The sequence below is a fragment of the Novosphingobium sp. PhB57 genome (assembly GCF_004342985.1).
In the GTDB taxonomy this organism is placed as follows: domain Bacteria; phylum Pseudomonadota; class Alphaproteobacteria; order Sphingomonadales; family Sphingomonadaceae; genus Novosphingobium.
On record NZ_SMBO01000019.1, the window covers coordinates 1 to 13,263 of the forward strand.

The window sequence follows — 13,263 nt, forward strand, 5'->3', positions numbered from 1 at the left end:
AATAATCTCGTCCACGGACGGTCTCCTTCGTTTGAGGTCTAACGACTCACTCTGGCACTTTTTTGATGCCGTATGGAGGCCGTCCACCCCAACAGGTCAGCCGGCTGTGCGAGGAACTCGACGAGAAGGTCGGTGCCTTCCTCGAGCGCCCAATCGAAGGCGACTGGCCGTACCTATGGATCGACGCCACCTACGTGAAAGTGCGGCAGAACGGGCGTATCGTCTCGGTGGCGGTGATCGTCGCGGTGGGCGTCAACAGCGATGGCCGGCGCGAGGTGCTAGGCATGGATATCGGTCCTTCCGAGGCCGAGCCGTTCTGGACCGCCTTCCTGCGCAAACTGACGCGCCGAGGACTGCGCGGTGTTAAGCTGGTCATCTCCGATGCGCACGAAGGCATTAAGGCGGCGGTCTCCAAGCTGCTGTGCGCGACCTGGCAGCGCTGCCGCGTCCACTTCATGCGCAATGCACTCGCCCATGCCGGCAAGAGCGGCAGGCGCGTCGTCTCCGCGTTCATCGCCACCGCCTTCGCCCAGGAAACTCCAGAAGCTGCGAGCCAGCAGTGGCGCTCGATCGCCGACCAAGTGCGGCCCAAACTGCCCAAGCTGGCCACGCTGATGGACGACGCTGAGCCCGATGTGTTGGCCTACATGACATTCCCCCGAGAACACCGCGCCAAGTTGCACTCGACCAATCCCATCGAGCGCCTGAATGGCGAAATCAAACGGCGGACCGAGGTCGTCGGCATCTTCCCGAACGAAGCCGCCATCACCCGCCTAGTCGGAGCCATCCTCATGGAACAGTCCGACGAATGGGCCGTCCAGCGCGCGCGGTACATGACGCTTGAAACGATGGCCCCGCTCAGCGACAATCCTATTGTCATGCTGTCGGCAGTACCCGGCTCATGATCGGCTCAGGCTGATGCCGAAAAGCAAGGTGGTCCAGAAAAGCTACACCACCTCTCGGGACACGATCTTAGAGAGCGGGGAGGCTATCCGTGGCACCGCCCGCGAACCACGATCAGGCGCCTCACAGGATATGTGAAGAAAAGAGGCCCCGGGGACCGCTTGAGATCTGCCCGGGGTCTAGTCTGTCGCATGCGCCGCAGCGCGTTCAGGGAGGGCAGAGCTTCTGTGAGGGTACAGGAGCGCCCCGCGGCATCATCGCTCAGCGGCGCCAACATTTCCATCGCTTGCAAGAAGTTAATTCTGATCCGAACGGCTTTGGAGGAGTGAGGCCGCCCCCCGCTAAAGGGACGGCCTCTGACGGTGTAGCCGGGGGAGGGTCCGCCACCGTGGCGCCATCGCGAGATGACGATGAGATAATACTTCAAAGGGATAGCAGTTCCGAGGTGCCGCGCTCCCCGCGTTCGGCGGGTACCTCAAACCCTTCGTGGAAGTTGCCATACGTCCCTGTTCAATCAGGAGAGATCTCCAGTCGCTGCGCCTAACCAGACGATAGCAAGCATCAGTGCCCGCCACTATCTGTGGCGATGAGCCCGCTCTCAACGGTCTTGCGCCTTAAACCCGGCGACAAAAGAGCATGTAGCGAGGCCATCCCCGGAAAACATAGTATTTTTACAAAGTGGCATAGCGCCGGAACGGTCAAGAAACACGGCCGTGCAAGGTTACAGCCGATGCCATAGGAATCGAGCAAGGTCGGACGCTTCCGGCCGATCGTGGCCAGCGGCAGCAAAGGTATGGAAGCGCTGCCACCAGCTCTGAACGTGGGTCGTATTCGTTCAGTACCCCCGCCGGACACCATGTAGTTAGCTAACCGAAACGATTTGCGGAATACCCTGAACGAGATAGGCCGACATTGTCGCAAAATTGGAGGGACCGTGGCACTCGCTGACACCGCGGCCCCTCCGCGCCATCTGGGGGCATTTGGGGATCCCAGTCGACGCTCGCAGCAAACGCTCGTTTAGAGGCGACGGTGCAGGTCGTTCCCTAAGGCCTCAAACCACTGAAAGGCAATAGCCTGCGCATAAGGTGGGTTGAGTAAAGGGTTGGCCGCTGACCGCTTCGATCCTACTTGAGCTTGACCTCAAATCGCGGGATCACTGACTTGGCTTCCAGGTAAGCCGTCGCGCTGTGCCTCGCAGCTACCTTTCGAGCTGAGCATTTGATAGGGCTCGCGGATCTCTGAACTTTCGCCGGCACCACACTTTACCAATGCTGGCGCGCAAGTTGGGCCAGTTTCTCCCCATAATGAGTGCCAGTATCCGGATGGCGAGTCTCACCGAGCCATTCAAACAGCCCGATAATGGCCCGTCCTTGAGGATCGAGGCGCATTCCGAGGTAAAGCAGCATGTCGTGAAATCTCACAAACCGGGGAGACCCGGCTTCAGTCATGGCGCGCACTGTATTCAGCCTATTGGCTTTGTCATCCTGAAACCTTGCATAGAAAGGTCTGTGACGACTTATTTAAGATGCGGGCTTCAAGATCTTCGGCAAGTGCGGCAACCCCGCCTGGCAAGAAGTCCGCGGCGACTCTCGTGGAACCGTGAACCAAGTTGAGGTCACGCTGTCACTGCAGATCCAGCATTTGGGCGTTAATCTTGGACTTGATGTCGAGTGCGACCAGATCAGCGGTCAGGAAATCGGCCGCGTCTTGTGTCAGCTTCTGAAATCTTCGGGTGCGCAGGCCTCGGTTCTTGGCCTGGACAACATCCGGTGCATCGGGGCGCGTTAAATGCTGAATAAGTTATTTCATTTGCGCGATTGGGAAATCAGCGAAAACGATGCTGCAATGCGCTGGGGCGATTGCCCGCAGCATGCCATCATGGAACCTGCAGGATCGCGCCGGTGGTGCCTTGGGCACTCACCGGCGCCCCCTTGGTGCGACCCGGCGGGGTAAGGGCCCAATATAGAGCTGCTTGTGGGGCTTGAAAACGGAATCGTTGTATCGATCGTGTATTTGTGCACACTCGACTTGATCGCGATAAAAAATACCCGGCCTGCAGAGGCCGGGTAGTTATCCAGAGAGTCGCTCACGCTCATCTCTTTCGGGTCGCGAGGTATTGCTGCGCCAAACAAAAGTGGATGACAAGCGATTCTCTCGCTTCGTCCGAAAGAATGTGTGTTCGATCGCGGACCGGGAACTTACGGACTTAATAGGCGTTTGATCGCCCCGCGCTTCAAGGTTTGGAGGAAGAGGTTGCGACGACGAAGACAGGCAGCCACGCCATTTCCCCAATGCGATTGTTTACCTGGGCGCATTCATCTTCGGCGCTTCAACCGGTTCGGGGAGAGGAGGTCTTATGACGGCATGCTTTGTCTAGAGATCAATTTTGGTGCTGACGTACTACGACACGCCGGTGCGAAAAGCACATGCGCGAACAGCCATCGCGCCAGCTACTATTCGGGAAGCGTCTAGGGTGAGGCCGTTGCGGAATTGCGGGTTCCCGATCCTATGAATCTGGCCTTGACTGTTTTGCGGCTCTCGTTTTTCCTGCGAATTCACTTCTGATGGGGAGGATGATCATGTCGATTCATGGAGGTAAATGTCCCAAGTGCGAAAACACGATCGCGAATGTTTATATTCAGCCGGTCGACGCTAAGGTTCCGTTCTCAACGGAGGGATTTAAGGCCGTGTCGTATCAGTGCCCGTCTTGCCGGACTATCCTCAGCGTTCAAATGGACCCTGTCGCGCTAAAGATAAGTACGGCCGATCTGGTCGCGTCCAGGCTCTCTGGCTAATCGACCCTACCACCGTCTGCTAGCGGCGCCCCGAGCAAGGCAGTTTCCCGGCAAACCCTGCCGGGCAGCCTCATCGGTATTGCTTCCCCCGCGGGCGCGGTAATCCGCGCTCGCCGCGTGACTTTAATCTGCTTGGATTGACCAAGAAGAATGCCGCGGTAGGCCGCTTGGGGCTTGGCATTTCAGGGGGCGATCTCGGCGGGCAGATTCGCGCTTCCGCCAGCCAAGTTTTCAAGCGCGATCCTTGGTGTTAAATTGAACTTTGGGGGCCCGAACATTTGCAAGGGACTCGTGCCCCGCCAATGCGATCTGAAGCTTCAGATAATTCCGGCGATCAACAGATGATGGGTTGATGGCAACAATATATCCTGCATGTCGCTCTTTATCAACCTTGCTCCAATATTACTGTTTGGTGCGACGAATCATCGACCAGTCGTAACCCAGCGTCTTCACTCGAGCTTCTAATCTGGCGAGCAAATCAGCGTCAGGCCGGGCTTCCCGAGTAAGTACCCACAAGTAGCGCCCCGAAGGCTCTCCGACGATGGACCAATCATAATTTTCACCGTGATCCAGCACCCAGTAGTTGCCATAGAGAGGGCCAAAGAACGACACCTTAAGCTTGGCACGCATAGCCGCGTCGACTATCTTGGCCTTGCCAGTTGATTCCTTCCACTTGTTATTTCGGCGGCCCCTGTTCACTACTTTCAAGGTTCCGTCATCATTCAGTGAGTAGTCGGCAGTGACGTCATCCATATCTTTCTGGAATGAGGCTTCGTACCGGTATTGCTCGTACCAGCGGCCCAAGTAGCGCTCCACCTCTACCGCCTTTGAGGGCTGCGGAACTGCAGAGTTGCCCACTGGGCCAGGCCGCGGGATCAAGGCGCAGGCCCCAAGCAACATCGTGGTGCCGGCTAAAGCGATGGCGATCGTCGATTTCTTCATGACAGCTCCTGCAAACTCAAACGTGATAAGCCATTTGGGGCGATGTGGTTGCAGGCTCCCGCAACCACAGATATCGACATCGGCGCAGACACGGATCCGGATCCGCAGTGGTTTCCGGCGGTTTGGTGCGGCGATACCCATTCCATAATAGCCCCGGATTTACTATGAAGCGTGTCAATCATCTCGTCAGGCCTCGCACCCGGCGCCACGCTCGGAAAGGTCTGGTCGTCGGGGAGTGCGACGATTTTTGGTGAATACGGGAGTAATTCGGGGATCTGGTCGCGCCAGCGCTCCTACCTCAGGGACACCTCTTTCGGTTTCGAGGTCTTTCCCGCGATGCACTATTACAATGCGGCGCTGACGTTTCGGCAGTATCTGGATCCGATCTGACCGGGCCTAGTAGCTGGATCAGATGCATCAGGTGGCTACAGTTGTTGCGTATCGAGGACACACCGAGGCCGGCCTGCGAGAACCAATTGCAGGGGAAGGGGGGGCAGGGCGATTGAAGAGGCCCATGTTGAACCGGCAGCTTCCGCCCAGCAGCTTGCCGATATAGCCAGTGCTGGGCATTTCCTTGCCCTTGACGAGCGCGGGAATCCACTGCGAAAACGCATCCACCCCCGCGACGGCGCCGGCGGCCCGCCATGCGCGATACATATCCCGGCCATCGTCGATGTCCCTGGCCATCGACGATGCCATTGTAGATGTGCTTGCCGTTGCGCAGCGCCGTCAGCCCCATAGCGTGGCGTAGATCTGGCCGCGTGCCGATGTCGGTGATATCGAGGTCGGGGTCGACCGCCATCTCCTCGGCATTCCAGAACGCGGGGGATGTTCAGGCGCGCGCTGACGGCTTCGGTGGTTTCGCGGCGCGAGGTGCAAATGGCGGTGACCTCGACCCCATCGATCGCTTCCCATGCGGGCCTGTGGGCGTAGGCGCCTCAGTTCGCGCTGATGATTCCAACCCTAATCATTGGCCGTTATCTCTCTCGGCACTTCCCGCTGTCCTGGTACGCCGTGCTTTTGCGAGCCGGCCATGCGAGTGCCATCGGGGAAGGTGTACTCGCGTGGTCTACAGCACGCGCGGATCGACCACTGTGCGGATCGGCGCAATCGGATTGGACATGTCGCCCATCGCGGAGGCAACGCCGTTCAACCCGATGCGCGTTCCCAGCCAAGGACGGACGTCTACCCGCCCGTCTGCGATCGCGTGCAAGGCAAGCTCCATATCCTGCGGTTCTTCGCCCCCCGCGAACTGGATGTTGAGGCGTTTGTTCTGGGCCGCGAAGACGAGTAGCTCCTCCGGCTCCATACAATAGCCGCCCATCACGATCCGCGCCCCGAAGCCGGCGCCACTGATGACCTGTTGAAGCAGCCCCGGCAGGCCGACGCACTCATAGATAAGGTTCGCCCGCCGGTCGCCCAGATCCACAAGTGGACCATAGGGGGATAGCTCGCGCGGATCGACGACGATATCCGCGCCCATCGCGATGGCCAATTTGCGCCGCCCTTCGTGGAAATCGGCGGCGACGATAGGCGCGATGCCCATCAGTTTAAGACCGGCAATGACGCCGAGGCCGATGGCCCCACAGCCCAGGACAAGGACGACATCGTCCTTGTCGGGCCGGCCCCGCCGCGCATGCTCCAGGCCGACTGCCAGCGGCTCCGTCATCGCGGCCAGATCGTCCTCGAGATCGGTGGGCACCTCAAGCATCATGTCCTCGTCGAGCAGCATGTACTCGCCGAAACCTCCGGGGCAGTCATGGCTGAAGCCGACGATGGAGTGGGAACCCGACTGGCGCATGATCGGGATGGACGTGACCTTGCGCCCCGGTTTCACCGTTCGCTTGCTTCCGGGACCATAATCGACGATCTCGCCGACATATTCGTGGCCGGGTACGAAGGGACGGCTGAAGTCGAGCCCCGCGTAGGGTCCGCCATGAACCTTCGACAAACCAATGATCGTCTCGCCGGAATGGAGAAAGTGGGCTTCGGATGCGCACATGCCGCAGCTGTGGGTACGCACGAGTGCCTGGCCCGTTCCGGGAATCGGGTCTGGCATCTCGCCGACATGGACTGCGCCGTTCTGGATGTACGCTGCTTTCATGGCATATCCTGTGGTTTTAGATGAAGCGCGGCATAGGAAGGATCGGCATGATCGCGACTGCCCATGTCCGGCTGACTCAGGGCGGTCACCGGGCGGACCTCGTCGAAGTCGCGGATCGCAATGCGATGGTCGAGCCCCCAGCGTCCGGCCCGATACGACCAACGGTCGACATAGCGGGTCCACACGCTCATCTGCATCAGCGTCTCGCCGCGTTGCAACCGCAGCGTTGCGGTGCAGTAGGCCTCGCTCCCGGCGCGATCGTCGTCGACCTTGATGAGGATGTTGCCGATCTGGTGCGAGTGGGCGAGCAGCCCGCGATGAGAGGCGCAGATCTTGTCGATCACGTCCCTCCCGGTTCCCTGATGGAAGCTTTCACCGTAATCGGCGGTCGCGCCTTCGTTCCAGATGCTGTGACCCAGCGACACATCCAGCCTGTCCACCGAACGGCAGTAGAGGTGGATCAAGTCGGTGATGGCTTGCCTGTCGTTCTGAAGCGAGCGGGTCATACCTGGGCGGGCTTCAAGTCTTGCATCGCCGCCTCCATGGCGAGGATGCGGTTCCGACGAGCGGCAGCCGATTGGGGCATGCGCCCCGCGTCTTCGTCCTCCAGCCCCCAGTTGTGTACGGGGCCATACGGCAAGCGCTCCAAGCCGACACGAGCCACATCTTCCGCGTTCGCGACATCGCTGGGCATCGACGCTCCACGGCTTTCAAGCCAGCGGCGGAATTCTGGCGTGTCAGTGCGGCCCAGGATAAGGTTCAGCACGTACACGCCATGAGTGCGCAATTCGGCCCACAGCCCCTCGCCAAAGCAGAGGTCGAACGCCTTGCTGCCCGAGTAGACGCCTAGTCCCGACGCGCCGCCATAGCACGCGCCCGACCCCACAAGGATGATCCCACCACGCTTGCGCTCGCGCATCTTGGCGCCGAGCAGGTGAGACGCCTGCATTACCGTGACCACATTGCGCGCGACCAGATCGGTCCATGCCTTGATATCAGTCTTGAAGAAGGCGGTGCCATTGGGATCGCCGCCCGCGTTGCTGATATAGAGACCCACCTCGCGGCCCTCGGCGACCACCGCGATCCGGTCGATCGCGTCTGGAGCGGCTAGGTCGATGGAGGCGGTAACGGTCTCGGTGCCGTAGGCGGCCTGCAACTCGGCTGCCAGCGCGGCCAGCGGTTGCTCGCGGCGGGCGATCAGGATGATGTTCAGCCCCTCGGACGCGAGGCGATGGGCAAAGGCTGCCCCGGTTCCTTCCGATGCTCCGGCGATCAGGGCCCACGGTCCATACTGCTCGTAAATGCCCATATCCCGCTCCTCGATTTTTTTATCTGCCGAAGCAGATGAACAATTATTCGCTATGCCGCCATTTCAATTTCCGCGTGCTATCATATCGAGATTGGATAGCTCGCGAGGTGGCGCATGGAAATCAGACGGCTCAGCTATTTCGTGCGGATTGCGGAGGATGGTTCACTTACCCGCGCGGCGGGCATGGTGCGGGTGGCCCAGTCCGCTCTCAGCCGGCAAATGCGTTTGCTGGAGGAAGAACTGGGGGTGACTCTTTTCGAGCGCACGGCCCGGGGCATGCGCCTGACTGCCGATGGGGAGAGGCTTCATTCTTCGGTGGCCGCGCCGCTGCGCGAACTGGAACTGGCGATTCAGGGAACACGTTCGGGGGCTTCGCGCGGCGCGGCGGATCTTGCCGTGGGCCTGCCGCCCAGTATTGCCGCACTGGCGGGTCGGTCGTTGGGGCTTCAACTGCGCTCGGCCTTTCCAGATATCCGCTTCCGGCTGATCGAGGGGCCGACCGGCGGGTTGGGCGACTGGCTCGCACGAGGCATGATCGACTTCGCGGTTCTCGAGGAGGTTTCCCGCAACGATCTTCTTATCGAACAGAAACTCCTGTCCCTGCCCTTCATGCTGGTTGGCCCGCCTGGCATTGAGACACCGTACGACTCCTCTGTCGATATCGAAGAAGCGTTGGCATTGCCCTTGATCGTGCCATCCCATCACCTAGGCGTAAGGGCCGCAATCAACGACGCAGCGCACCGGAGCGGCGTGAGGCTGAACATTCAGATGGAGGCTGACTCGACGAGGCTTATCCAGGAATTGGTACAGTCGGGCATCGGCTACGCGCTATTGCCGGAAAAATATGTGATGGAAGCGGTCAGTGCGGGCGATTTACGGGGCTGGGCACTCAGCGGTCCAGCGTTGGCACTCGATATCCTTTTCTCCTCGCGCAAAGCCAGCCAAAGCGCGGGACGACAGTTTGCCAGCGTCGTCGACTTTATAGTACGAACAATCGGGGAAGCTTTGAGATTGACGCCAAACACATGATTGTCGACAGGCGGCAGGCAATTCCGCCGGGAGCGTACCTTGCGCACCGTCTTTGGCCGCGCACCTAGAGGCGGATGCGCGATAAACTCTGTCGGATTGGGATAGTGTCGCAAACCCCTCCAGGCAAGGTGTTCTGACATGGCTTGTCGGCAGCTATAGACCCCTCCCGCTCCGAAGCCGACAGTCGCATACTGGCCCGTGTTGGGGATCCAGACGAGGAAAGCGCGCGGACCGCACATTGGGGGCGTAAAACTGGCTATTGAATGACCGGGAGGGTTCGGTCCTCCTACGGACCCAGTTCATAATATCTAACGTTTCCCGAAGTTTTTTCAGATCCAGTCGCCGCACTTCGCTGGCACCTAATTCAATTTGATCCAGACCGGAGTGTAGTTCGGCAGTTCAAACGTCTACCAGATCTCGTGCCCGCATAAGAGCCTTCGGATCGGGGGGTCTGCCAAGCAACGCAGTGAAGGATTCCATTGGGTCGCGAGTGTCGCCGACGCTCAAGATTTCCTCACGGAACCGCTTGGCCAGTCGGGCGTCAAAGATGTCGCCTGAGGCTACGAAAGCTTCAAAGACGTCTGCGTCGAGCGCTTCGGACCATGCGTAGCTGTAATACGCACTGGCATAGCCGCCGTCGAATATATGCGTAAAATACGGGAAGCGATGCCGCAGCCCGACTGCTGGCGGCATGCCCAGCCGCTCAAGCTCGGCCTCAACGAAGGCGCGGGGATCGGCGGCGGCTTGCGGTGAGCCATGCACGGCAAGGTCGATCAGCGAGCAGCCGATGAGTTCCACCGTCGCGAAACCCTGCCCGTAGCTCGCGGCGTTCCGGATCGCGGTGATCAGCGCATCGGGTACGCCGAATCCGGACAGGACTTCCCCACTTACGATCCAGTTTTCCATCAACTTGCTCGGAAACTCGACGAAATCGCGGGCCACCGCGGTGCCGGACTGGCTGGGATAGGTGACGCGAGAAAGCAGGCCATGCAAGGCATGACCGAATTCGTGGAACAACGTGCGCGCCTCGTCGATGGAGAGGCGCGTGGCTCCGGTGTCCGGCGGCGGCGCGCCTGCGAAATTGGCGACGAGGTAAATGACCGGAAGCACCTCGCCGTCCATCGATTCCTGCACGCGCAGGCTGCCCATCCAAGCCCCGCCGTGCTTTTCCGGCCGGGCGAGATAGTCGGTGAACAGCAGCCCGACAGGGCCAGCTCCCTCGTCGCGCACTTCCCAGGCCCAGACATCGGGATGATAGCCGGGAATATCCGCGCGGCGCGTGAAGGACAGTCCGTAGAGTCTGGCGGCCGTATCGAAAGCGGCCTGCCGGACGGCGTCCAGACGCAGATGCTGCGCCACCGCCGCGCCGTCCAGCGCATAGCGCGAACGGCGCACCTGCTCAGCGTAAAAGCGCCAGTCCCAAGGAGCCAAGTTGAACCCGCTGCCCTCGGCATCAATCAGCGCCTGCAGTTCCGCCGCCTCATCGGCAGCGCGGCGCTTGCCGGGCTCCCATAACTGCTGCAGCAGATCGAGCGCGGCGGCAGGCATGTGGGCCATGCTGTCCTCCAACGCGTAATGCGCATGGTCGGCGTACCCTAGCAGGGTTGCCCGCTCATGCCTGAGCGTGAGGATTTCGGCTATGACCGGCCAGTTGTCTTGCGCCCCACCGTCGCAACGCTCGGTAAAGGCGCGCCACAGTTTCTCGCGCAAGTCGCGGCGCTGGGAGAAGCCCAGGAAACTTTCATAGTCGGTGCGATCGAGGCTGACGTGGAATCGGCCCGGGGCCCCTGCGGCTGCGGCGCGCGCTGCAGCGGCGTCACATTGTGAGGGGGGCAGCCCGTCGAGGTCGTCCGCGCCGAGGTCCAGTACCCAGTCGGCCGTCGCCGCCAGGACGTTGTGGCCGAACTGGACGGAGAGCGCCGAAAGCCGTGCGTCTATCTCGGCAAAGCGTACCTTCTGCTCGGGGCGCAGGGCCGCTCCGGTTCGACGGGCGCCGGCGTAGCTGGCCTCGACCAGACGTACCTGCGCGGGCGTTAGGCCAGCGGCATGGCGTGAGGCATGGACGGCGGCAATGCGCGCTGCAAGCGCGGAGTCGTGGTTGATCGCGATCGAATGCGCGCTGAGCAGCGCCGAAACCTTCCCTTCGATCGCGCGGACGGCAGCAGTTCCCTGCGCCGAGGACAGCGTCCAGAACAGGCGGCGAACCCGGCCGAGCACTTCGCCCGACCGTTCCAGGGCGGCTATCGTGTTCTCGAACGTCGCCGCTTCCGTCTGCCCGGCGATACCCGCCACTTCCGCGCGGTGCCAAGCGGCGGCGGCCTCGAACGCGGGCAGGAAGTCCTCGGCCCGCACCTGCGCAAAGGGCGGGGCGCCGAGCGGACCGTCCCAGGGACGCAGAAGCGGGTTAGTCAGCGGATCATTCAAGGGATTGGACCTCGTCGGTGTAGACGTCGAACCGCACCAGGTTTGCCGGGCCGAACGCGGTCGTCAAGGCAACGTCGGTGGCATCGCGCCCCCGTGCCATCAGGATACGGCCGATGCGTGGCTTGTTGTGGCGGGCATCGTGCGTGTACCAGCTGCCATCGATATAGACGTCGAACCAGGCGCTGAAGTCCATCGGCGAGTCTGAGGCGGGCACTCCGATGTCACCGAGATAACCCGTGCAGTAGCGCGCTGGAAGATTCATGCAGCGGCACAGTGTGATGGCGAGATGAGCGAAATCGCGGCACACGCCCTGCTGCTCCTGATAGCCGTTCCAGGCCGTCTTGTCGGGCCGGGCATAGTGGTAGCCGAACTCCATATGGCGGTGAACGAAATCGACGATCGCATCCACCCGGTCGCGGGCGTTGCTGTAATGGCCGAAGTTGCTCCAGGCCACGTCCATGAGGCGGTCGGTTTCGCAGTAACGGCTGCCCAGCAGGAATGGCATGACGAAATCCGGAAGGTCCTCGACCGGCATCTGCGGACCGTTGGCAGGGCGCATGTCCGGCTCGCCATTGTCTTCGATGACAAATTCGCAGGACAGCGTCACGCCGCCTGCCGGTATGCTGAGGCGCGTGGCGACGTTCCCGAAGGCGTCCTCGAACTGATAGAGCGGAATATCGGGGTCGGTCAGCAGGCGCTGGGGCGTGCGCAGGTCCTGGTGGCGCGAGGGGTGAAGGCTGAGCATCGCCATCATCGCGGTCTTTGTTTCGGTTTCAAAGCGGATATCGTAGCCGCAGCGGATCAACATGAGTGTCACTTTCCTGAAGCGCCGGAGTGGCGGCTGTTTACGGCCCCATGACCGGTGGAGGGGAATTGTTCGGGATCGGCCCGGTGGACGTCCACCGTCACGTCCATCCCAAGGAAGCTGGCGGGCAGGCCGAACCAGGTGCCGGACAGCGGCAATGCCTGGTAGGGATCGCGCGCCACCGCGACGCGGACGAGCCCGCGATTGCCGATGATGCCGTTGGTGGGATCGAATTCGACCCAGCCGGAGCCGGGAAGAAAGATGCGGACCCAGGCATGGGTGTTGCCGCCGCCGACCACGCCCTCTGTCTTGGACGGATTGTAGACGTAGCCCGAGACGAAACGCGCCGCAAAGCCGAGCGCGCGAACCGCCTCGATCATCAGGACGGCAAAGTCGCGGCAGGTCCCCCGGCGCTTCTTCAAAGTCTCGATCGGCACCTGGGTGCCCTTTTCATGACGCGGAACATATGTGAAGTCCCGTTTGATGCTGGTTGCCATCTCGGTCAGCAGGGAAATGGTCCCGGTGCTTGCATCGTCGTTGAGAAACCCGCGGGCCCAATTGTCGACGATGCGCTCCGGGTCGAGGTGCTGCCGCTCAATCGAGCGCAGAAGGTCAGACATGTCCTCTGCTGAATAGGTGAAGGGAAACAAGCGCGCATAATTCTCAACGTCCACCTGCGTCTGATCGAGCGGGGCATGCTCAAGCGTCGCCTCGCTGGTAATTGTCAGGTCTGCAGTGCGGCGCTCGAAAGAGGCGACGGCGACCGAATTGCCGAATACGTCGTGCAGCCAGCGCAGTTCACTGGGCTCAGGGTCAATGATGAGGCGCGCGGACAGCAATCGCTGGTCAAACGCTTCGCGCGGACGCATCATGATGCGATGTTCACCGAGCGAAACAGGCTGTTGGTAGCGATACCGCGTTTTGTGGTGGATCGTCAGCAACGGCATGGAAA

At 61.0% G+C, this 13,263-nt stretch carries 10 protein-coding genes and 1 pseudogene; 3 read left to right on the forward strand and 8 right to left on the reverse strand.

Annotation, left to right across the window (positions count from 1 at the left end; genetic code table 11):
- Window positions 1-92: 92 nt before the first annotated feature.
- Window positions 93-905 (forward strand): annotated as a pseudogene (locus EDF58_RS24500) (IS256 family transposase); the annotation flags it as partial.
- Window positions 906-4,100: 3,195 nt separating this feature from the next.
- Here the strand turns inward: EDF58_RS24500 and EDF58_RS24510 are convergent.
- Window positions 4,101-4,640: a lipocalin family protein gene (locus EDF58_RS24510; protein WP_132270290.1), complete on the reverse strand. Its 540-nt coding sequence runs from the start codon at window positions 4,638-4,640 to the stop codon at window positions 4,101-4,103.
- A 171-nt stretch (window positions 4,641-4,811) separates the two neighbouring features.
- On the opposite strand from EDF58_RS24510, the gene EDF58_RS24515 reads away from it, so the two are divergent.
- Window positions 4,812-5,030, forward strand: coding sequence for a hypothetical protein (locus EDF58_RS24515; RefSeq protein WP_132270292.1), 219 nt, complete (start codon window positions 4,812-4,814; stop codon window positions 5,028-5,030).
- 27 nt (window positions 5,031-5,057) lie between these two features.
- Here the strand turns inward: EDF58_RS24515 and EDF58_RS24520 are convergent, their stop codons facing one another.
- The 4 genes from EDF58_RS24520 to EDF58_RS24535 form a co-directional block, all read right to left on the reverse strand.
- Window positions 5,058-5,327 (reverse strand): hypothetical protein, encoded by a 270-nt coding sequence (locus EDF58_RS24520; protein WP_132270294.1) that lies wholly within the window; start codon window positions 5,325-5,327, stop codon window positions 5,058-5,060.
- 382 nt (window positions 5,328-5,709) lie between these two features.
- Complete coding sequence (locus EDF58_RS24525; RefSeq protein WP_132270295.1) at window positions 5,710-6,744, reverse strand: zinc-binding dehydrogenase; 1,035 nt, start codon at window positions 6,742-6,744, stop codon at window positions 5,710-5,712.
- Complete coding sequence (locus EDF58_RS24530; protein ID WP_132270297.1) at window positions 6,741-7,250, reverse strand: nuclear transport factor 2 family protein; 510 nt, start codon at window positions 7,248-7,250, stop codon at window positions 6,741-6,743. The genes EDF58_RS24525 and EDF58_RS24530 overlap by 4 nt, the downstream gene beginning before the upstream one ends.
- The gene (locus EDF58_RS24535; protein WP_132270299.1) at window positions 7,247-8,053 is read right to left on the reverse strand and encodes an SDR family NAD(P)-dependent oxidoreductase; all 807 of its coding nucleotides are present in this window, start codon (window positions 8,051-8,053) and stop codon (window positions 7,247-7,249) included. Before EDF58_RS24535 ends, EDF58_RS24530 begins: the two co-directional genes overlap by 4 nt.
- Window positions 8,054-8,167: 114 nt before the next feature.
- Between EDF58_RS24535 and EDF58_RS24540 the strand changes: the two genes are divergently transcribed.
- Window positions 8,168-9,082, forward strand: a complete 915-nt coding sequence (locus EDF58_RS24540; protein ID WP_132270300.1) for a LysR family transcriptional regulator — start codon at window positions 8,168-8,170, stop codon at window positions 9,080-9,082.
- A gap of 399 nt (window positions 9,083-9,481) precedes the next feature.
- On the opposite strand, the gene EDF58_RS24545 is transcribed toward EDF58_RS24540, so the two are convergent.
- Genes EDF58_RS24545 through EDF58_RS24555 form a run of 3 tightly spaced genes read right to left on the reverse strand, consistent with a single transcriptional unit; the run spans window position 9,482 to window position 13,258 of the window.
- Complete coding sequence (locus tag EDF58_RS24545) at window positions 9,482-11,506, reverse strand: M3 family metallopeptidase (protein ID WP_132270302.1); 2,025 nt, start codon at window positions 11,504-11,506, stop codon at window positions 9,482-9,484.
- Window positions 11,499-12,314, reverse strand: coding sequence for a transglutaminase family protein (locus EDF58_RS24550; RefSeq protein ID WP_132270304.1), 816 nt, complete (start codon window positions 12,312-12,314; stop codon window positions 11,499-11,501). The genes EDF58_RS24545 and EDF58_RS24550 overlap by 8 nt, the downstream gene beginning before the upstream one ends.
- 5 nt (window positions 12,315-12,319) lie before the next feature.
- Window positions 12,320-13,258 (reverse strand): transglutaminase family protein, encoded by a 939-nt coding sequence (locus EDF58_RS24555; protein WP_132270306.1) that lies wholly within the window; start codon window positions 13,256-13,258, stop codon window positions 12,320-12,322.
- Window positions 13,259-13,263: the final 5 nt, after the last annotated feature.

Bases quoted from the DNA above. Each gene is read 5' to 3' on its own strand.
- EDF58_RS24510 (WP_132270290.1), bottom strand. From the start codon at position 4,640: ATGAAGAAATCGACGATCGCCATCGCTTTAGCCGGCACCACGATGTTG.
- EDF58_RS24520 (WP_132270294.1), bottom strand. From the start codon at position 5,327: ATGGCCAGGGACATCGACGATGGCCGGGATATGTATCGCGCATGGCGG.
- EDF58_RS24525 (WP_132270295.1), bottom strand. From the start codon at position 6,744: ATGAAAGCAGCGTACATCCAGAACGGCGCAGTCCATGTCGGCGAGATG.
- EDF58_RS24530 (WP_132270297.1), bottom strand. From the start codon at position 7,250: ATGACCCGCTCGCTTCAGAACGACAGGCAAGCCATCACCGACTTGATC.
- EDF58_RS24535 (WP_132270299.1), bottom strand. From the start codon at position 8,053: ATGGGCATTTACGAGCAGTATGGACCGTGGGCCCTGATCGCCGGAGCA.
- EDF58_RS24540 (WP_132270300.1), top strand. From the start codon at position 8,168: ATGGAAATCAGACGGCTCAGCTATTTCGTGCGGATTGCGGAGGATGGT.
- EDF58_RS24550 (WP_132270304.1), bottom strand. From the start codon at position 12,314: ATGTTGATCCGCTGCGGCTACGATATCCGCTTTGAAACCGAAACAAAG.
- EDF58_RS24555 (WP_132270306.1), bottom strand. From the start codon at position 13,258: ATGCCGTTGCTGACGATCCACCACAAAACGCGGTATCGCTACCAACAG.